Here is an 18,285-nt window from a genome sequence, read left to right on the forward strand (position 1 = left end):
ATTCCGGACGGCACGCATCCTTCGATGCGTGCCGTTTTCGTTTGGGCGCAATTTAAAAGCCGCATGTCGCTTCTGGTGTATCGGGCGGCAAATTCCGGCGTGGCATCGCGCACGGCTTCACGATGAAATGACGCGCCAGGACAAGAAAGTGCCGCTGCGGGAGAGGAGCCCGTGGTAGCCAGAACGCTGAAGAGGGAGCGACACCGTATGGCCGATGTGAAGTCCGATATCGAAATTGCCCGCGCCGCGAAAAAGAAACCGATCGTCGAGATCGGGGCGAAGCTCGGCATTCCGTCCGAACACCTGATCCCCTATGGCCACGACAAGGCCAAGATCGACGCCGCGTTCATCGCCGCGCAGAAGGGCCGCAAGAACGGTAAGCTTATCCTCGTCACCGCCATCAATCCAACACCGGCGGGCGAGGGCAAGACGACGACCACGGTCGGCCTCGGCGATGGCCTCAACCGCATCGGCAGGAAGGCGATCACCTGTATCCGCGAGGCGTCGCTCGGGCCATGCTTCGGCGTGAAGGGCGGGGCAGCTGGCGGTGGCTATGCGCAGGTCGTGCCGATGGAGGACATGAACCTCCATTTCACCGGCGATTTCCACGCCATCACCTCGGCGCACAACCTTTTGTCCGCCCTGATCGACAACCACATCTACTGGGGCAACGAGCAGAATATCGACATCCGCCGCATCGCCTGGCGTCGCGTGATGGACATGAACGACCGGGCGCTGCGCCATATCGTCGGCTCGCTCGGCGGTGTCGCCAACGGCTATCCGCGCGAGACGGGTTTCGACATCACGGTCGCCTCCGAGGTCATGGCGATCCTGTGTCTTTCGGTCGATCTCAAGGACCTCGAAACGCGCCTCGGAAACATCATCGTCGGCTACCGGCGCGACAAGTCGCCGGTTTTCGCGCGCGACATCAAGGCGGATGGCGCGATGACGGTGCTGTTGAAGGATGCCATGCAGCCGAACCTCGTGCAGACGCTGGAGAACAATCCCGCCTTCGTGCACGGCGGTCCCTTCGCCAATATCGCGCATGGCTGCAACTCCGTCATCGCCACGACGACGGCCCTGAAGCTCGCCGACTATGTGGTGACGGAAGCCGGCTTCGGCGCGGACCTCGGTGCGGAAAAGTTCTTCGACATCAAGTGCCGCAAGGCCGGGCTGAAGCCCGATGCTGCCGTCATCGTCGCCACGGTGCGCGCGATGAAGATGAACGGCGGGGTGAAGAAGGACGATCTCGGCCGCGAGAATATCGAGGCAGTCAACAAGGGCTGCGCCAATCTCGGCCGGCATGTGCAGAACGTCAAGAAATTCGGCGTTCCCGTCGTGGTGGCGATCAACCACTTCACCACCGACACGGATGCAGAAATCCAGGCGGTGAAGGACTATGTCGCGACGCTGGGTGCAGAAGCCGTTCTGTGCAAGCATTGGGCGGAGGGTTCGGCCGGTATCGAGGAACTGGCGCACAAGGTGGTGGAACTCGCCGAATCCGGCCTCGCGCAGTTTTCCCCGCTCTACCCCGACGAGATGTCGCTTTTCGAGAAGATCGATACCATCGCCCGTGAAATCTACCACGCCTCGGAGGTCACCGCCGACAAGAGCGTGCGCGACCAGTTGCGGGCGTGGGAGGAGCAGGGCTACGGGCACCTGCCGGTCTGCATGGCCAAGACGCAATATTCGTTCTCGACCGATCCGAACCTGCGCGGCGCGCCCTCCGGCCATGTCGTGCCGGTGCGCGAGGTGCGGCTGTCGGCCGGCGCCGGTTTCGTCGTCGTCATCACCGGCGAGATCATGACCATGCCCGGCCTGCCGAAATCGCCATCGTCGGAGCGGATCCGCCTCAACGAGCAGGGCCAAATCGAAGGCCTGTTCTGAGAGTGGAGGGGCGCCGCAGGGCGCCCCTTTTGCTTTCGCTGAAAGTGGCGGCTACGCGCGGCCGAGATAATCCAGCTTGCCCACCGGCACGCCATTGTGCCGCAGGATCGCGTAGGCGGTCGTAAGGTGGAAGTAGAAGTTCGGCAGCGCGAAGGTGAGGAGATATTCCTTGCCGGTCGACGTATTGTCGCCACCGCGCGATTTCACCGTGACCATGCGCTCCATCGCGCCCTCGAAGGCGGCCTGCGGCACGGACGCGAGGTAATCGGTGGTCCTGGCGATACGGGCGCGCAGGTCGGCAAGCGTCTTCTCGTTGTCCGCGAAGCTCGGCGCTTCCGTGCCGGTGAGGCGTGCGGCGGCGAACTTCGCCGTGTCGCTCATGCGCTGGACCTGGCCGGCCAGAGACAGCATGTCCGGCGCCAGCCGCGCTTCGACCAGGACCTCCGGCTTGATCTTGCGTTCCGCCGCAAAGGCCTCCGCCTTGTCGAGCAATTTGGAGAGCACGGTAAAGCCACGCTGGAAGGCGGGCACGGAGATTTCGTAGGGCGTGATCGACATGGAGGGACCTTTGCGGATAAATCGGGTCCGGGACAGATAGGTGGCGTGACCGGTCTTTTCAGGGGGACTGCGCGATTAATCCGCGCCTACCAGCAATAGCGGTAGCCGCCGCGCCGTTCCTTCACGTCGAGATGCAGATGGTTCTCGTGGGCGGCGTCGCTGCCGGGATCGAGCACCGTCGTGAAATAGAGGCAGGCGGCCTCCGTGATGGCGCGCTGGAACGCGCCTTCAAGGGACGGGTCCTTGTCGGCCGGGCGGATGGTGATGGTCTTGCCGCCTTTCAGCGTGAAACCCGCGATATCGATGGCGTTGCCGAAAGCATGCTCGGAAATCCGCCCCGTCTCGGCATTGTTGCGGTTGCGGCAGACATAGGCGGATGCCTGAGAGACTTGACTGACCGTCTCGCCCGGCATGGCCGTCGACAGCGCTGGCGCCACCGAGCCTTCCATCCAGCGGGCCAGCTGGAGCGCCGTGTCGCAGCGCACCGTGGCGGGCGGCTCGACCTTCACGCCGTCCTTGAGCGCACTGAGGAGGAGCGGCTTGTCGATGCCGCAAGCCTTGCCGTCCTCGATGGCCGGCGCCTCCGTGAAGACGGCGCCGATCTCCTGCAAGGCAACCCGGCACGCCGCCTCGTCGGCAGCGCTCTCCTTCGGCCGCTCCGCAGCCTTCTCCTCCTCTTCAGCGCTCTCCTTGTCCTTTTGTGCCGCCTTGTCCTGTTCGGTGGACTTGCCCTTGTCGGCCTCGGCGGCGGCGCCCTCCGGCGCGGCCTTTCCCTTCTCAGGCGTCACCGTTTCCTCCGGCCGCGGAACCGGTCGAGGCCCGTTCTCCGGCAGCTCGGCGGCGCCGGTGAGGGTGAGGATGGCCGCAAGAAGCGCGATGCGAGAAATGGTAGCGATCGGACCCGTCTCCTACGAAAGAGCAGGTTGAAAACGCGGTAGGACCGATTTGGTTGCCGCAACCGGCCCCATAAATGCAAAAGCCCGCCGTCAGGCGGGCTTTCTCAGGTTCTGCGATCGATCAGAACTTCTTCGTAATCGAGACCTTGAACGTCCGGCCCGGTTCGCTGAAATAGTCTCGGGCGGCAAGCGCCGTGTCCGCCGGCACATCGAGAGCATTCCAGTACCGCTTGTTGAAGACGTTGAAGACGCCGGCCTGGACGCGCAGGCCGCTCAGATCGGTGTCGCCGATCTTTTCCGGCTGCCACCAGACGGTCGCGTCAACGATGCCGTAACCGGGAGCCTCAAAGCCCTTGCCCGTGACCTGGCCGTTGCTGGTTTCGCCGCGGCTGACCTTGTTGCGAGCCGACGCCATGCTCAGGGAGAGATCGCCGCCCCATGTTTCCGTTGCGTAACCGAGACCGACAATGGCGCGCAGCGGAGCGACGGAGTTGAGGTAGTCGTCCTTCTGCGTGTCCTTGCCATGCGACCAGGCGACCGAACCCCATGTGCGCCAGTTCTCATGGAAGCGCCATTCGCCGCCGAGCTCGACACCGTAGATCCGGACCTTGTTGCGATTTTCGTAACCGGTGATGCCGCCGACCGGATAATCGCCGCCCGGGGGAGCGATGACGACGGTGTCGATGAAGTTGCGGTAGTAGTTGTTGAAGACCGTGGCGGACAGCGTGTAGTCGTCGCTCTCGTACCGGGCACCGGCTTCAAAGCCGTTGCTGGTTTCCGTATCCAGATCCGGGTTGCCCAGGCGGGCATACGAGCCGGGCGCGCCGTAGTTCTGATAGAGTTCGGTCACTGTCGGCGCACGGAAGCCGCGGGCGTACTGGGTGAAGAGTTCCAGTTCCTCGGTTGCCTGCCATGCAAGGCGCAGCTTGGGCGAGATGCCGAAGTCATCGGCCTTTTTCATATAGGCCGGGTCATAGTTCGGGCTGCTTTCGAAGGTCGCCGTCCGCTGAGGCGAATGGCTGTACCAGTCAAGGCGCACGCCGGGCGTAACGGTCAGGCGGTTGTCGAAGAACTTGATGTCGTCCTCCAGAAACAGGCCTGCCACGCTGCTGTCCACATCCGGCATGTCGGATGCGTTGGTGTGCAGCATGCGGCACGACTGCGGTCCGAATGGTTGAGGAATGCCGTTCCAGTTGATCGTCGGGCAATTGTCCTTGCCTGCGGAATACTGATGGGTGTCCTGCCAGTAGATTTCGCCGCCGAAGCGGAAGTTATGAGTGACGCCGCCGAGTACCAATTCCTTCGAAGCATTCCCGGTCAGGCCGTAGGAGGACTGCTCGAGCATGTTGTCGCGCATGTAGTCGCCGGTCGGGAAACCGTACCGGAAGGGGTCTCCGGGGATGATGTCGGCGCGTGCGTCGCGGAGACGGAAGCCGTTCGTCGTGCGGTTGAGGGTTTCCTTTTGCCAATAGGCGGTGAGGCTTGCCTTGTCGACGATGTCCGAACCATCGGGGGATTCGAAGTCGTAGCTTGCGGAGAGACGCTTGCGATCGACTTCCTCGCCGGTCTTCAGCGTGCCCGGCCGATAGCTGGCGGTCGTGCCACGCCGATCGTCGATGTCCTCGTCGCGGTTGTATAGGTCTGCCGTCAGGCCGAGACGGTGACCGCCTTCGAGATACTGATGGAATTTGACGAGGAGGTTTCTCTGTACGAAGTCGGACGGATTGGCTTCCGTGCGGGTGTTGCCGTAACCACCGATTTCACCGCGGTTTTTCGTTTCATGGCCTTTCTTGTAGCCACCCTGCACGAGAACCCAGCTATCGTCATAACGCGCGGCAACGGCGGCATTGCCTCCCGTGCTGCGATCGGTGCTGTCATATCCGCTCTTCACGAGGCCGCCAAAAGCCTTGCCGTCTTCGATGAGGTCTTCCGGATTGAGCGTGCGCAGTTCGACGACACCGCCGAGCGCACCTGAACCGTACTTGCTCGAATCCGCTCCCTTGGTGATGTCGAGCGAAGACAGGCTGTCGAAATCAAAGGCGTTGACGCCGCCCCTGGCGCTGTCGCGCGGGTCGGTCAGCCATGGCAACCGGATGCCGTCGATCGTCGTGAGAACGCGGTTATCCTGAAGGCCGCGCAGGTTGACGCTCTTGCTGGTGCTGTTGAAGTTCACACCGGCGTCGACACGGCGGGAGAAGTCGTTGAAATCGGTGACCATTCGTTGGTCGAGTGTGGACCGTTCAGTCGTCTTCGTCAGGGGCGACTGTGCGACGCGCGCCTGCTTCTTTCCCTGGACCGTGATGGTTTCGAGTTGCGTCTCGGTGGTCGTCGCCTGCTGGGCGAGGGCGACCGGGGGCATGCAGAAGATGAGGGCGACCGATCCACTCAACAGACGTAGACGCGGCGATTGGGACCAGCGCATGAAGGCTCCTTGGCATTTTGCAATTGGGCGGAAATGTGGCTACTAAATGTTTCCTCAATGAGTCAAGTTTGAATATGATTTTTTTAATCATGTTTTTTCGGCGTTGCGCTTTTGCGACATGTGAGGAAATGCCCTGCCTGCGCATGCGGTGGTCTTGCGCTGTTGCGCATCTCGCGCTAACAATCCCGCCATGACAAACATGAACATCATCGCTGGCTGGTGGTGGGCTCGCTGAGGCGGCCTTGACCAGTCATGCGTGATTGAGACGACAAGCCGCCCGGAAAATTCGAGGCGGCTTTTTTGTGTTTTGGGCCGCCTTCTCGAAGACCGGGCCTGAAAACGGAGTGGGGAATGGCGACGAAAGTTCTGGATGACGGCAGCGAGGCCTATGAGACCAAGGGCGGGGTGGCCGTCACGCGGCGGCGTCGCGCGGCAGATTACGCCAATGCGATCTCGACCTATGTCGACAAGCTCGACGAGCGGCGCGGCGCGGTGTTCTCGTCGAACTACGAATATCCGGGGCGCTACACCCGTTGGGATACGGCCGTCGTCGATCCGCCGATCGGCATTTCCTCCTTCGGCCGCGCCGTCTGGATCGAGGCCTATAATGCACGCGGCGAGGTGTTGCTCGCCTTCATCGCCGACCGTCTCGCCGCTGTGCCGGAACTGGCGCTCGGAGCCCGTTCGGCGACCCGCCTCGATCTCGACGTGAAGATGCCCGACCGGGTGTTCACCGAGGAAGAGCGCTCGAAGATGCCGACGGTCTTCACGGTGCTGCGCGCCGTGACCGATCTCTTCCATTCCGATCAGGACGCCAATCTCGGTCTTTATGGCGCCTTCGGCTACGATCTCGCCTTCCAGTTCGACGCCATCGACCTGAAGCTCAAGCGGCCGGACGACCAGCGCGACATGGTGCTGTTCCTGCCGGACGAAATCCTCGTCGTGGATCACTATGCCGCCAAGGCCTGGATCGACCGCTACGACTTCGCAAAGGATGGGCAATCGACCGAGGGCAAGGCCGAGACGATCGCGGCCGAGCCGTTTGAGACCGTCAATGTCATCCCGCCGCATGGCGACCATCGCCCGGGCGAATATGCCGAACTCGTCGTCAAGGCGAAGGAAAGCTTCCGGCGCGGCGACCTTTTCGAAGTGGTGCCCGGCCAGAAATTCTTCGAGCGCTGCGAAAGCAAGCCCTCGGAAATCTCGCGCCGTCTCAAGGCGATCAATCCGTCGCCCTATTCCTTCTTCATCAATCTCGGCAACCAGGAATATCTCGTCGGCGCCTCGCCGGAAATGTTCGTGCGCGTGTCGGGTCGGCGCATCGAGACCTGCCCGATCTCCGGCACGATCAAGCGCGGCGACGACCCGATTGCCGATTCGGAGCAGATCCTGAAGCTGCTCAACTCGAAGAAGGACGAGTCCGAGCTCACCATGTGCTCGGATGTCGACCGCAACGACAAGAGCCGCGTGTGCGAGCCCGGTTCGGTGAAGGTCATCGGCCGCCGGCAGATCGAGATGTATTCGCGCCTCATCCACACGGTCGACCATATCGAGGGGCGGCTGCGCGACGACATGGATGCTTTCGACGGCTTCCTGTCGCATGCCTGGGCCGTCACCGTCACCGGTGCGCCAAAGCTCTGGGCGATGCGCTTCATCGAGGCGCATGAGAAGAGCCCGCGCGCCTGGTATGGCGGGGCGATCGGCATGGTCGGCTTCAACGGCGACATGAACACGGGTCTGACGCTGCGCACCATCCGCATCAAGGACGGCATTGCGGAAGTGCGCGCCGGCGCCACGCTGCTCTACGATTCCAACCCGGACGAAGAAGAAGCCGAAACCGAACTGAAGGCCTCCGCCATGATCGCAGCCATTCGTGACGCAAAGTCCGGCAATGCCGCCAAGGTCCAGCGCGATGTCGCTTCGGTCGGGGCGGGGGTGAAGATCCTGCTCGTCGACCACGAAGACAGCTTCGTTCACACGCTCGCCAACTACTTCCGCCAGACCGGCGCGGAGGTGACGACCGTGCGCACACCGGTGCCGGAAGAGGTGTTCGATCGCATCAAGCCGGATCTCGTCGTGCTGTCGCCCGGTCCGGGCAACCCGAAGGATTTCGACTGCAAGGCGACGATCAAGAAGGCGCGCGCTCGCAGCCTGCCGATCTTCGGCGTCTGCCTGGGCCTGCAGGCGCTGGCGGAGGCCTATGGCGGGGAGTTGCGGCAGCTCGCCATTCCCATGCACGGCAAGCCCTCGCGCATCCGCGTGCTGGAGCCGGGCGTCGTGTTTTCCGGGCTGGGCCGCGAAGTCACGGTCGGCCGCTATCACTCGATCTTCGCCGATCCCTCGACCCTGCCGCGTGATTTCATCATCACGGCCGAGAGCGAGGATGGCACGATCATGGGCATCGAGCATGCCAGCGAACCCGTCGCCGCCGTGCAGTTCCATCCGGAATCGATCATGACGCTCGGGCAGGATGCCGGCATGCGCATGATCGAAAACGTGGTGGCGCATCTTTCCAAGAAGAAGGACGCCAAAAGCAAGGTGGCCTGACCGACCGTTTGCCGCGCCCGTCCACGGGACAGGCGCGGCGCAGCCGGAGATGATGGAATGATACAGTCAAAGCGAATGATCGCCGGAATTTTTGCGGCTCTCGGCCTGTCGGCGGCAGGGGCCCTTGCGGCGGACCAGCGGGAGGCGGCGGCCAGGACCCTCGTTACGGCCAGCCTGCCGGTCTGGCTGGCGCAGGCCGGCGCCTTCACCGCCGATACGACGGCGATCAAGGCGGCGACCGAACGTTCCGCGCATGGTCTGGCATCCACGCTCCCCGAGACCTGCGACGTGGCGCGCATGAACCGCGACCTCTGCGGCGTGAAGCTGGTGCGCATTCCATCGTTATCGATGGCGCCGGGACTACTCGAAAAAGACACCGTCGCCGTGCTGCAAAAGGATTTCGGCGCTGTCCGCCGGGGCGATGTCCTCGTGCACAATGCGAAGTACCAAGGCGCCACCTCGCTGGGCATAACGCGGGTGATCGGCATGCCGGGCGATACGGTTGAGATCCGGGCGGGGGACGTGCTTGTCAACGGCACGCCGTTTGCCCGCGAGGCGACCGGCGAGACCTATGGCGACGACATCTTCTCCGCTGCCGTCGTGCGCGAGACGACGCCGGAAGGGCGCAGCTACACGATCGCCATGCCGGACCCGCGTCCGCAGACCCAGGCGGACAATTTCGGGCCCGTGACGGTGCCGGCCGGCAAGTATTTCGTCATGGGCGACAACCGGTACAACTCGCTCGACAGCCGGTTTCCCGACATGTTCAACGAAGACGGCTTCGTCGCGCAGTCCGACGTCGTCGGCATCGCCGCCTCGGTTCTTGCGGCCAACGACCATGCGCGCATAGGCCTGACGCTCCGCTGAGTGGCCGAAGGCCGTTTGCGGTTTTGACAAACCCGCCCGTCTGCTCTAAACGCCATCATTAACAAACCGCCTGCGCGACACACCGCGCGGGCGGTTTTGCGTTGATGGGCCAGGCTTTTTGCAACTCGGTTGCATGCGCATGGAGAGCGGCATGGAAAAATCGGATATCAGGACGGTCCAGCGGCTGGCGCTGTGGGGCATTCCCTTCGCATTCTTCGTGATGGGCCTGAAGCTCGTCGCCTGGTGGGTGACCGGGTCGGTCGCGCTCCTGTCGGATGCGATGGAATCGAGCGTCAACGTGATCGCCGCCATCGTGGCCTTCGCGGCGATCAGCTATGCGGCGAAACCAGCGGACAAGACGCATCCCTTCGGCCATCACAAGGCGGAATATCTTTCGGCGGTGCTGGAGGGCGTGCTGATCGTCGTCGCAGCACTTCTCATCGTGAAGGAGGCGCTACCGGCGGTCTTCGCCCCGACGAGGATGGATGCGCCGGCGCTCGGCCTTGCCATCAATTTCGCGGCCGCGCTTTGCAATGCGATCTGGGCGACGGTGCTCATTCGTGCCGGCAAGCGCTACCGCTCGCCGGCGCTGGCGGCCGACGGGCAGCATATCCTTTCGGACGTCGTGACATCCGTCGGCGTGCTCGTCGGCCTCGTGCTGGCGATCCTCACCGGCTATGCGGTGCTTGATCCGCTGCTTGCCGTGCTGGTCGCGCTCAACATCCTCTATCAGGGCTGGAAGGTCATCACGCATTCGGTCGACGGGTTGATGGACCATGCGGTGGAGCCTGAGGAGGCCGAGGCGATTAAGGCGGCGATCGCCGCCAATGCCACGGGTTCGCTCGGCGCGCACGATCTCAAGACCCGGCGTGCGGGCGCCGCGACATTCGTGGATTTCCATCTGGTCGTTCCCGCGACGATGCCGGTCGGGCAGGCGCATGATATCTGCGATCGCCTTGAAGATGCCATCCGGGTGGTGCAGCCCGGCGCACAGATCGCCATCCATGTCGAGCCGGAAACGGAGCAGGCGCATGGCATCAAAGTCAAGATTGAAAGGACCATACGATGAGCAAGACAGACGTTTCAGGCCTTTCCCAATTGGGCCAGAAGGTCGATCTTCCCGCAGATCCGGACGCGGCGGTGCTGGAAAGGGTGCCGAGCAGCCATGCCGGCACGGATTTCGTGGTGCGTTTCACCGCGCCCGAATTCACCTCGCTCTGCCCGATGACCGGTCAGCCGGACTTCGCGCATATCGTCATCGACTACATTCCCAACGGCTGGCTGGTCGAATCGAAGTCGCTGAAGCTCTACCTGCATTCCTTCCGCAACCACGGCGCCTTCCATGAGGACTGCACCATCGACATCGCCAAGCGGCTGGTCGACCTCCTGGAGCCGAAATGGCTGCGCATCGGCGCATACTGGTATCCGCGCGGCGGCATTCCGATCGACGTTTTCTGGCAGACCGGAGATGCGCCGCAGGGCGTGTGGATTCCCGAGCAGGGCGTGCAGCCCTATCGCGGACGCGGCTGAAGCGGTTCAGCCGAAGGCAAGCGCGAGGCCGGCCAGTGCCGTCAGGCCGCCGATGATCCGGGCCACGATGCCGTTGCCCGAAAGCCGGGCAATGCCGAGACCGAGCCCGATGCCGGCGGCATGCAGCAGGGCTGTCGCGATGACGAAGCCGACGCCGAAGGGCAGGGCGCCCGCAGCACCGAGCTCGCCGCCATGGGCGTGGCCATGGAACAGCGCGAAGACCGCGACGATCGCCATCGACATCGCGGTATCCAGCCGGACGGCCATGGCGACAAGCAGGCCGAGCGCCACGACGGAGGCGAGGATGGCGGGCTCGACGAAGGGCAGGCCGATGCCGGCGATGGCGAGGCCGAAGCCCACGGCCATGGTCGCGACGAAGGCGAGCGGCACGCGCCACAGGGCATTTCCGCCGATCTGCGCGGCCCAGAGGCCGACGGCGACCATCACGAGAATGTGGTCGAGGCCGAAGAGCGGATGCGAGAAGCCGGCCATGAAGGAGCCGTGTTCGGCCGGGTTGAGATGGGCGAAGGCGGGTGCGGTTGTGGCGGCGAAGGCGAGGGCCGCCAGCGCAAGGATCCTGATCATGATGTCCCCTGTCTTCCGGCCCCGGGAGCGGGCCGGGCATCGATTTATCACCATGTCATCCTATGGGCAGCGCGGCGGCCAAGTCCATACGCAATTCATGCAGGGTCGGGTCATGCAGGGTCGGGCGTGACCGTTGTCCGCCCGCACGGCGTTTACCCTGTTTTCCGGTGTCGCGGCGAGGCTCTATCGCGCCTTATCCGTTTTGTTGCATTGTCTTGGCGGGTGAGTCGCATTATCTGACAGCGACACGACTATTGACGAGCAATCCGGAGACTTTGGATGAGCGACGAGGACGACAAGAAGACGGAACTGCCCCTGGGCAAGGAAACGGAGGCGAACCTTTTCAAGTCGCGTTCGATCTTCATCTACGGGCCGATCAATCAGGAACTGGCGCAGAAGGTCTGCTCGCAGCTCGTGGCGCTTGCCGCCGCCAGCGACGAGGATATCCGCATCTACGTCAATTCGCCGGGCGGCCATGTCGAATCGGGCGATTCGATCCACGACATGATCAAGTTCATCAAGCCGAAGGTCTGGATGATCGGTACGGGCTGGGTGGCCTCCGCCGGCGCGCTGATCTATGTCGCCGCTCCCAAGGAGCAGCGCCTTTGCCTGCCCAACACCCGCTTCCTGCTGCATCAACCGTCGGGCGGCACCCGCGGCATGGCGTCGGATATCGAGATCCAGGCCCGCGAAATCATCAAGATGAACGAGCGCCTGAACAAGATCTTCGCGGACGCCACCGGCCAGCCGATCGAGAAGATCGCCAAGGACACGGACCGCGACTACTGGCTCTCGGCTGAAGAGGCCAAGGGTTACGGCCTCGTCTCGCGCATCGTGACGTCTCAGGCGGATATCTGAGCGTCACAGCATTGCTTTCCCCTTCTCCCCGCTCGTGGGGAGAAGGTCCCGGTCGTGGGATGAGGGGCATCTGCTAAAAATTTCATCCCCCGCTTGCCCTTTTATCATTCAAAAGTTATAGACGCCTCATGTTGAAGACCGGCGCACAGATCATCGAACGAGTTTCCCGCGGCAGCGCAGCCGTACGCGAGCGTTCGCGCGGCTTCTCCTCGCTTCTTCTTCTCGGCCTTACGCGCGGTTGCCGGGTTCGTTGAGGAGCGCCCGGCGGCCGAAAAGCCCGCCCAGGCCATAGCTCCTCGTTTCACCCCTATGCATTCATTCCGGTTCTGGCCGCCATGGCCACATTCGCCGTCGCAAAATGCGCATGGTCCTTGCTACAGCGGCCTTTGCACGTCATGAAATGACGTGCGGCGCTGGAGAGCTTGCGCTAAGACGCTTTCGCGAATGCCGGGACGACGAAGAGACGAAGACGATGATTTTGAAGACCCATACGCCCAAGCAGGGCATGCCCGAAGCCGCCGCCAAGTATCAGCCCTATCCCGCCATCAACATTCCCGACCGCACCTGGCCGGGCAAGGTGATCGACAAGGCGCCGATCTGGTGTTCGGTGGACCTGCGCGACGGCAACCAGTCGCTGGTCAACCCGATGGGCCACGACCGCAAGGCCCGCATGTTCCAGTTGTTGCTGGACATGGGCTTCAAGGAAATCGAGATCGGTTTCCCCTCTGCATCGCAGACCGATTTCGATTTCGCCCGTTGGTGCGTCGAGCAGGGCAATGTGCCGGAAGATGTATCGCTGCAGGTGCTGGTGCAGTGCCGGCCGGAGTTGATCACCCGCACCTTCGAGGCGCTGGAAGGCGCACAGAACCCGATCATCCACTTCTACAACTCGACGAGCGAATTGCAGCGCCGCGTGGTGTTCGGCAAGGACGTCCATGGCATCAAGCAGATCGCGACCGATGCCGCCAAGATGATCACCGATATGGCCGCCAAGGCCGGCGGCGGCTACCGTTTCGAATATTCGCCGGAAAGCTTCACCGGCACCGAGCTGGAAGTGGCGCTGGAGATCTGCAACGCGGTCGTCGAGATCGTGAAGCCGACGGCCGACAACAAGCTGATCCTGAACCTGCCCTCGACCGTCGAGATGGCGACGCCGAACGTCTATGCCGACCAGATCGAGTGGATGTGCCGCAACATCGACAACCGCGAGAACGTCATCATCTCGCTGCATCCCCACAACGACCGCGGCACGGGTATCGCGGCCACCGAACTGGGCCTGATGGCGGGTGCGGACCGCGTCGAAGGCACGCTGTTCGGCAATGGCGAGCGCACCGGCAATGTCGACGTGGTGACGCTGGCGCTCAACATGTACACGCAGGGCGTCGATCCCAAGCTGGACTGCTCGGATATCGAGCGCATCAAGTCGGTCTATGAATATTCCAACGAGATGGTCATTCCCGAGCGGCACCCCTATGTCGGCGAACTGGTCTATACGGCTTTCTCCGGCTCGCACCAGGATGCGATCAACAAGGGCATGAAGGCCATCAAGAAGGCCAACAAGTCGCTCTGGGAAGTGCCCTACCTGCCGATCGATCCGCAGGATGTCGGCCGTTCCTACGAGGCGATCATCCGTATCAACTCGCAGTCCGGCAAGGGCGGCATCGCCTATATCCTGCAGGAAGACTACGGCATCAACCTGCCGCGCAACCTGCAGGTCGAGTTCCGCGACGAGATCCAGCGCATCACCGACGAGGAGGGCGTCGAGCTGCCGGCCAAGCGCATCCACGAAGAGTTCATGCGCACCTATGTCACGCAGCCCGACACGCGCCTGCGCTTCGTCGACCATCACACCTATCCCGATACGAACGGCAAGGGTGGCCGCATCGTTGCCGCCGAGATCACAGACGGCGGCGAGACGAAGCGCATCGAGGGCAAGGGCACCGGCCCGATCGACGGCTTCATTCACGCCCTGTCGATCTACCTGGGCATCGACATGTCGGTCGCCGACTATTCCGAACACTCGCTGCAACAGGGTTCTAATGCCGCGGCCATCGCCTATGTCGAGGTCGTGCATCCCGGCGGCAAGCTGTTCGGCGTCGGCATCAACACGAATATCGTGACCGCCTCGCTCGAGGCGATCGTGTCTGCCGCCAACAGGGTGCTCACGACACGCCGCTGATCGGCCGTCATCAGACATCGAAACCCGGCAATCGCATTGCCGGGTTTTTTGTTTTGGGTCTGTCGGTCTGGCCGAATGCCGTTCGTCTTCCAGATATCGATCAACCAGACACCGAAGAGAGGATCATGTCATGGCGAAGAACACCATCTGCATCTGGTACGACAAGGATGCCGAGGCGGCCGCACGCTTCTATGCGCAAACCTTTCCCGACAGCTCTGTCGGCGCCGTCACGCGTGCGCCCGGCGACTATCCCAGCGGCAAGGAGGGGGAGGTGATCGTCGTCGCCTTCACCGTGGCGGGTGTTGAATGCATCGGCCTCAACGGGGGCCCGATCTTCAAGCACAACGAGGCCTTCTCCTTCCAGATCTCCACGGAGGACCAGGAGGAGACCGACCGCTACTGGAACGCCATCGTCGGCAATGGCGGGCAGGAAAGCGAATGCGGCTGGTGCAAGGATCGCTGGGGCATTTCCTGGCAGATCACGCCGCGTGTGCTGACGGAGGCGCTTGCCGCAGGTGGTGCGGAAGCCAAGCGCGCTTTCAATGCGATGATGACAATGAAGAAGATCGACGTCGCGGCGATCGAAGCGGCACGGCGCGGCTGAGGCCGGAGCCTTTCCATCCGGCGCGGAATCGCTTCCGCGTCGGACGATTCGGCAGAACGAAAAACTCAGATCGTCGTGGAGACAGCCTCGGCGATACGCTCGAGATCCGGGTCGGCGGACGGGCCGACGACCACAAAGGAGGCATCGCCCTTCTGCCAGGAAATGAGCCCGACATCGTTGCGCATGCTTTCCACCATCGCGGTGGTCCCCTCGACCGGGTCGCTCTTCAGGAAACAGATCGCGAAGATCTCGTTTTCGGCGTCCCGGTAGAGCAGTTGCGCCGTCGGCTTGCCGTTGGCGACCAAGAGACGTGCGCCTTCGAAGGTCAGCTTCTGCGCCGTCAGGTCGGGCACGGTGAAGGCCACGCCGGTGCTCGCCGAGAGCCACTCCGCGATATGGTCCTTCTCGCTTGCCGGCACTTCCACGAGATGACGCGCCTGCCGCGCATAGATGCGGTGATAATCGGCGATATCGTCGAGCCAGGTTCGGGCGGGCGTGAATTCGTTTGCGGCGGACTGGAACGAGGTCTGCTTCTGCTCCGAAATCAGGTAGCCCACGGCGCCGCCGGCGAGAAAGATCACCAGCGAGGCAGCCAGCGCCTGCGGCCAGAAGGCGCTCCGGCGCGGGGCGCGGGTTTCCGAAATCGGGATGGCGGCAAAGCCGAGAGACGACGACGTGTCGTCATCGCGGCCGCGGGCTTCCTTGATGTTGCGCACCAGATCGAGCGGGATCGGCTCCTGCAGCATCCTCTCGAAGGCGCGGGCGCCGAACTCGCTGCCGAGCTTGAGCTTTTCGTAGACGGCGCGTGCGGCGGCATCCTCGGCGAGGATCGCGTCGATTTCGGCCACTTCGTCCGCCGGCAACTGGCCGTCGAGATAGGCGGACAGGCGGACTTCCAACGGGAGACCCTGCGTACTTCCAACCATCAGGCCCTCCTTTCCGTCTGCTCGGAGACCATGGCCGACAGCCTGATGCGCGCCGCCGAAAGCCGGCTCATCACGGTGCCGATCGGTATGCCGAGAATATCGGCCGCCTCGCGGTAGCTGTGGCCTTCGACATTCACCAGAAGGAAGACGCTGGACAGGCCTTCAGGCATCGTCATGATCAATTTGTGCAACTGCTTGGCATAGACCGCCTTGTCGGCCGATGCCTCGATATGCAGGCTATCCTGCTCGGCCACGTCTACCGTGCCGGACCCTGTGCGGACCTTTCGCTTGCGGATTTCGTCCACCCAGAGATTGCGCGTCATTGCATAAACCCAGCTTTCGAGCCGACCCTCACCGTTCCAGAGATGGCACCGCGTGATCGCTCTTTCGCACGCCTCCTGCACGAGATCGTCTGCATCGCTGCCGTTGCGCGTCAGGGTCATGGCGAAACGACGCAGCTTCGGCAGCAAATTGACCAGTTCTCGCCGGAACTCATTCGATTCAGCCGTCGGACGCATTGCTTTTCCAGGGAAACGTTTGGGATCAAAGCTCTATTCGCCGCCGCGATGACGGCGAATGCCTGATATGAAACATTCTTCCACTGGTCTGCAAGCATGAACGGCACCCGGATGAGCAGTTTCCTGCGTTCCCGTCTGGATTGTCTGTCGGTTTCCGGCGTCGTCAGTGTCCCAAGGCACGCAAGGCCGATGTCAGTAGGCGGTGCGTTCGCCGCCGAGCGATTGCAGGAGCGCGCGATAGGCCCAGGTGTTTTCACCGCCGCGGTCGCGAATCTCGACGAGCTGCACGCGGGCACCCTCGACATCGCCCTGCTCGAGCAGCGCCTGGCCCATATAGGAGCGGGCGAGAATGTAGTTCTCGTCCTTCTGAAGCGCGCGCTTGTAGTAGGTCATGCCGAGCTCGATGTTGCCCAGCTTGCGGGTGTTGTAGCCCATATAGTTGAGGATGCGCGGATCCTCCTGGTCATAGGCGGCGCGCAGCGCTCGAAGCGCATTTTCATGCTGGCCGGCATAGGCGAATTCGCGCGCGGCTTCATAGAGCTTGTCGTCGATGCGGCGCTCGCTCTTTTTCTGTTCCTCTTCCGTCGGCTTCTTCTCCGCCGGTTTCAGGTCTTCCGGCGCGACGCATTCCTTCTTTTCGTCGCTCCAGATCTTGCCGTCGGTGCAGGTCGTCGTGGTCTCGGTCGCGACAGGGGGTGTCGTCGTATCGGACTCTGCGGCCCGCGCCGGCAAGAAGGCCGCAAGCGAGACGGCGGCGCAAAGTGAGAGCAGCAGTTTATGGCGGTGAATGGTCATGGGTTCCCTCCGAACGTGTCGACTGCCGGGTGCTGGCCGTCAGGGAAGCGGGCCCGTCCGATGTCGTCGCATCCGCCGGGGCTGTCCAAGAAATCATGACGGATCAATGGTGTGATTTATTCGGAGGTTTCTAGAATTTTGTCATTTCCGCAAGTGCCAGACTTTGGGCGTCCAGCGTCAGGGCGTAACGTTCGCGCAGGATGTTCCAATCGCCCGGCGAACCGGAGATCGAGAAGAGATTGTAGCCCGCCGGCGGCTTGTGCCCGCCCGGCCCCTGCGAGGCGGACGCGATGCCGACGACCGGCACGGGCTTCGTCTGGCCGGGCAGCCAGTGCACGGTGTCGAGATGGGTATGGCCGTGCAGCACGAGCTCGGCGCCGCCGCTGGTGATGGTCGCGGCGAAGCGGCGGATGCCGATCATGCGCTTGTGGAAGGCGGTGGCGCCGCGGATGGGCGGATGGTGGATGAGCACGACGCGGAACAGGCCGGCTTCGCCCGCCGCCCGCAGCATGTTGACGGTCTCGCGCGCCTGCCGCCTGCCGAAATAGCCGGAGGCGGAGAAGGGCGGGGTCGCGACCGCCGTCGAGCAGCCGATGATGGCGACCGGCCCGCGCACGCGCAGATAGGGGAAGACATGCATGTCCTCCTGCCATTCCACCGGGGCGGCGTCGCCGCGCATATAGGGATACCAGGCGCGCGTCGATTTCTCGTAGGCGCCGCGCACATAGGCATCGTGATTGCCCGGCACGACCGAGACGTTTTCCGGCTGGCCCGCCTCGGCGAGCCAGTGGCGCACGGCCGCAATCTCCAGCCGCGAGGCGAGGTTCACGAGGTCGCCGGTGATCGCCAGATGATCGGGCGCCTTTTGCTCGATATCGTCGAGCACGAGGTCGAGCGTGTTGGTGAAGAGATGCCGTCGGCGATTGCGATGCCAGTTGACGAAGCCCGTGATGCGCTTGGAAAACAGTTCCACGAAGGTGAGGGCGGGCAGCGGCCCGAGATGGACATCCGAGATATGGGCAAGTCTGAACATACCCTTCCTTAGAGCATAAGGTCGTTAAGGGAAACGCAAGGCGTGGATATTCCGGCCTGGGCGATCACGCAGGCTTGATT

16 protein-coding genes are annotated in these 18,285 nt (G+C 63.0%); 8 read left to right on the forward strand and 8 right to left on the reverse strand.

Translation table 11 applies throughout. The features are described 5' to 3' along the window. Positions 1 to 207 precede the first annotated feature (207 nt). Positions 208 to 1,887, forward strand: coding sequence for a formate--tetrahydrofolate ligase (locus tag B5M41_RS06310; protein WP_134647246.1), 1,680 nt, complete (start codon positions 208 to 210; stop codon positions 1,885 to 1,887). Between the two features lie 51 nt (positions 1,888 to 1,938). Here the strand turns inward: B5M41_RS06310 and B5M41_RS06315 are convergent, their stop codons facing one another. From B5M41_RS06315 to B5M41_RS06325, 3 genes are all read right to left on the reverse strand, one after another. Beyond that, a complete protein-coding gene (locus tag B5M41_RS06315) occupies positions 1,939 to 2,445 on the reverse strand; it encodes a DUF1993 domain-containing protein (RefSeq protein WP_134646958.1) in 507 nt (168 codons plus the stop codon). An 86-nt stretch (positions 2,446 to 2,531) separates the two neighbouring features. After that, the gene (locus tag B5M41_RS06320; RefSeq protein ID WP_230640003.1) at positions 2,532 to 3,233 is read right to left on the reverse strand and encodes an extensin-like domain-containing protein; all 702 of its coding nucleotides are present in this window, start codon (positions 3,231 to 3,233) and stop codon (positions 2,532 to 2,534) included. 229 nt (positions 3,234 to 3,462) lie between these two features. Further along, positions 3,463 to 5,763, reverse strand: a complete 2,301-nt coding sequence (locus B5M41_RS06325; RefSeq protein WP_134646962.1) for a TonB-dependent hemoglobin/transferrin/lactoferrin family receptor — start codon at positions 5,761 to 5,763, stop codon at positions 3,463 to 3,465. A 351-nt stretch (positions 5,764 to 6,114) separates the two neighbouring features. Here B5M41_RS06325 and B5M41_RS06330 point away from each other — a divergent pair, with 351 nt between their 5' ends. The 4 genes from B5M41_RS06330 (at position 6,115) to queF (ending at position 10,707) form a co-directional block, all read left to right on the forward strand. Then, positions 6,115 to 8,310 (forward strand): anthranilate synthase, encoded by a 2,196-nt coding sequence (locus B5M41_RS06330; RefSeq protein ID WP_134646964.1) that lies wholly within the window; start codon positions 6,115 to 6,117, stop codon positions 8,308 to 8,310. A gap of 57 nt (positions 8,311 to 8,367) precedes the next feature. Beyond that, positions 8,368 to 9,177, forward strand: a complete 810-nt coding sequence (gene lepB / locus B5M41_RS06335) for a signal peptidase I (protein ID WP_134646966.1) — start codon at positions 8,368 to 8,370, stop codon at positions 9,175 to 9,177. A 151-nt stretch (positions 9,178 to 9,328) separates the two neighbouring features. Then, positions 9,329 to 10,246 carry a cation diffusion facilitator family transporter gene (locus B5M41_RS06340; RefSeq protein WP_134646970.1) on the forward strand — a complete coding sequence of 306 codons (918 nt, stop codon included), beginning with the start codon at positions 9,329 to 9,331 and terminating at the stop codon, positions 10,244 to 10,246. Further along, positions 10,243 to 10,707 carry a preQ(1) synthase gene (gene queF, locus B5M41_RS06345; RefSeq protein ID WP_134646972.1) on the forward strand — a complete coding sequence of 155 codons (465 nt, stop codon included), beginning with the start codon at positions 10,243 to 10,245 and terminating at the stop codon, positions 10,705 to 10,707. The genes B5M41_RS06340 and queF overlap by 4 nt, the downstream gene beginning before the upstream one ends. Positions 10,708 to 10,713: 6 nt before the next feature. Here queF and B5M41_RS06350 read toward each other — a convergent pair whose 3' ends face one another. Beyond that, complete coding sequence (locus tag B5M41_RS06350) at positions 10,714 to 11,292, reverse strand: HupE/UreJ family protein (RefSeq protein ID WP_134646974.1); 579 nt, start codon at positions 11,290 to 11,292, stop codon at positions 10,714 to 10,716. A gap of 279 nt (positions 11,293 to 11,571) precedes the next feature. Here B5M41_RS06350 and B5M41_RS06355 point away from each other — a divergent pair, with 279 nt between their 5' ends. The 3 genes from B5M41_RS06355 to B5M41_RS06365 all read left to right on the forward strand — a co-directional run bounded on the left by B5M41_RS06355 (position 11,572) and on the right by B5M41_RS06365 (position 14,933). Then, the gene (locus B5M41_RS06355; protein WP_117366840.1) at positions 11,572 to 12,150 is read left to right on the forward strand and encodes an ATP-dependent Clp protease proteolytic subunit; all 579 of its coding nucleotides are present in this window, start codon (positions 11,572 to 11,574) and stop codon (positions 12,148 to 12,150) included. A gap of 472 nt (positions 12,151 to 12,622) precedes the next feature. Beyond that, positions 12,623 to 14,329, forward strand: a complete 1,707-nt coding sequence (gene leuA, locus B5M41_RS06360) for a 2-isopropylmalate synthase (protein ID WP_134646976.1) — start codon at positions 12,623 to 12,625, stop codon at positions 14,327 to 14,329. A 130-nt stretch (positions 14,330 to 14,459) separates the two neighbouring features. Continuing rightward, positions 14,460 to 14,933 (forward strand): VOC family protein, encoded by a 474-nt coding sequence (locus B5M41_RS06365; protein ID WP_134646978.1) that lies wholly within the window; start codon positions 14,460 to 14,462, stop codon positions 14,931 to 14,933. A 65-nt stretch (positions 14,934 to 14,998) separates the two neighbouring features. Here B5M41_RS06365 and B5M41_RS06370 read toward each other — a convergent pair whose 3' ends face one another. The 4 genes from B5M41_RS06370 to B5M41_RS06385 form a co-directional block, all read right to left on the reverse strand. After that, a complete protein-coding gene (locus B5M41_RS06370; RefSeq protein ID WP_134646980.1) occupies positions 14,999 to 15,859 on the reverse strand; it encodes an anti-sigma factor family protein in 861 nt (286 codons plus the stop codon). Then, positions 15,859 to 16,377: an RNA polymerase sigma factor gene (locus tag B5M41_RS06375; RefSeq protein WP_134646982.1), complete on the reverse strand. Its 519-nt coding sequence runs from the start codon at positions 16,375 to 16,377 to the stop codon at positions 15,859 to 15,861. Before B5M41_RS06375 ends, B5M41_RS06370 begins: the two co-directional genes overlap by 1 nt. Before the next feature lie 192 nt (positions 16,378 to 16,569). After that, the gene (locus B5M41_RS06380) at positions 16,570 to 17,172 is read right to left on the reverse strand and encodes a tetratricopeptide repeat protein (RefSeq protein WP_134646984.1); all 603 of its coding nucleotides are present in this window, start codon (positions 17,170 to 17,172) and stop codon (positions 16,570 to 16,572) included. A 130-nt stretch (positions 17,173 to 17,302) separates the two neighbouring features. Then, positions 17,303 to 18,205, reverse strand: coding sequence for a metallophosphoesterase family protein (locus B5M41_RS06385; protein ID WP_134646986.1), 903 nt, complete (start codon positions 18,203 to 18,205; stop codon positions 17,303 to 17,305). Positions 18,206 to 18,285: the final 80 nt, after the last annotated feature.

The sequence above is a fragment of the Shinella sumterensis genome (assembly GCF_004514425.2).
GTDB classification, from domain to species: Bacteria; Pseudomonadota; Alphaproteobacteria; order Rhizobiales; family Rhizobiaceae; genus Shinella; species Shinella sumterensis.

Excerpts from the sequence above, each read along its gene's own strand:
- B5M41_RS06385 (WP_134646986.1), bottom strand. The coding sequence starts at position 18,205 with ATGTTCAGACTTGCCCATATCTCGGATGTCCATCTCGGGCCGCTGCCC.
- B5M41_RS06315 (WP_134646958.1), bottom strand. The coding sequence starts at position 2,445 with ATGTCGATCACGCCCTACGAAATCTCCGTGCCCGCCTTCCAGCGTGGC.
- B5M41_RS06355 (WP_117366840.1), top strand. The coding sequence starts at position 11,572 with ATGAGCGACGAGGACGACAAGAAGACGGAACTGCCCCTGGGCAAGGAA.
- B5M41_RS06350 (WP_134646974.1), bottom strand. The coding sequence starts at position 11,292 with ATGATCAGGATCCTTGCGCTGGCGGCCCTCGCCTTCGCCGCCACAACC.
- B5M41_RS06365 (WP_134646978.1), top strand. The coding sequence starts at position 14,460 with ATGGCGAAGAACACCATCTGCATCTGGTACGACAAGGATGCCGAGGCG.
- B5M41_RS06370 (WP_134646980.1), bottom strand. The coding sequence starts at position 15,859 with ATGGTTGGAAGTACGCAGGGTCTCCCGTTGGAAGTCCGCCTGTCCGCC.
- lepB (WP_134646966.1), top strand. The coding sequence starts at position 8,368 with ATGATACAGTCAAAGCGAATGATCGCCGGAATTTTTGCGGCTCTCGGC.
- B5M41_RS06310 (WP_134647246.1), top strand. The coding sequence starts at position 208 with ATGGCCGATGTGAAGTCCGATATCGAAATTGCCCGCGCCGCGAAAAAG.
- B5M41_RS06375 (WP_134646982.1), bottom strand. The coding sequence starts at position 16,377 with ATGCGTCCGACGGCTGAATCGAATGAGTTCCGGCGAGAACTGGTCAAT.
- B5M41_RS06325 (WP_134646962.1), bottom strand. The coding sequence starts at position 5,763 with ATGCGCTGGTCCCAATCGCCGCGTCTACGTCTGTTGAGTGGATCGGTC.
- B5M41_RS06380 (WP_134646984.1), bottom strand. The coding sequence starts at position 17,172 with ATGACCATTCACCGCCATAAACTGCTGCTCTCACTTTGCGCCGCCGTC.
- B5M41_RS06340 (WP_134646970.1), top strand. The coding sequence starts at position 9,329 with ATGGAAAAATCGGATATCAGGACGGTCCAGCGGCTGGCGCTGTGGGGC.
- queF (WP_134646972.1), top strand. The coding sequence starts at position 10,243 with ATGAGCAAGACAGACGTTTCAGGCCTTTCCCAATTGGGCCAGAAGGTC.
- leuA (WP_134646976.1), top strand. The coding sequence starts at position 12,623 with ATGATTTTGAAGACCCATACGCCCAAGCAGGGCATGCCCGAAGCCGCC.
- B5M41_RS06330 (WP_134646964.1), top strand. The coding sequence starts at position 6,115 with ATGGCGACGAAAGTTCTGGATGACGGCAGCGAGGCCTATGAGACCAAG.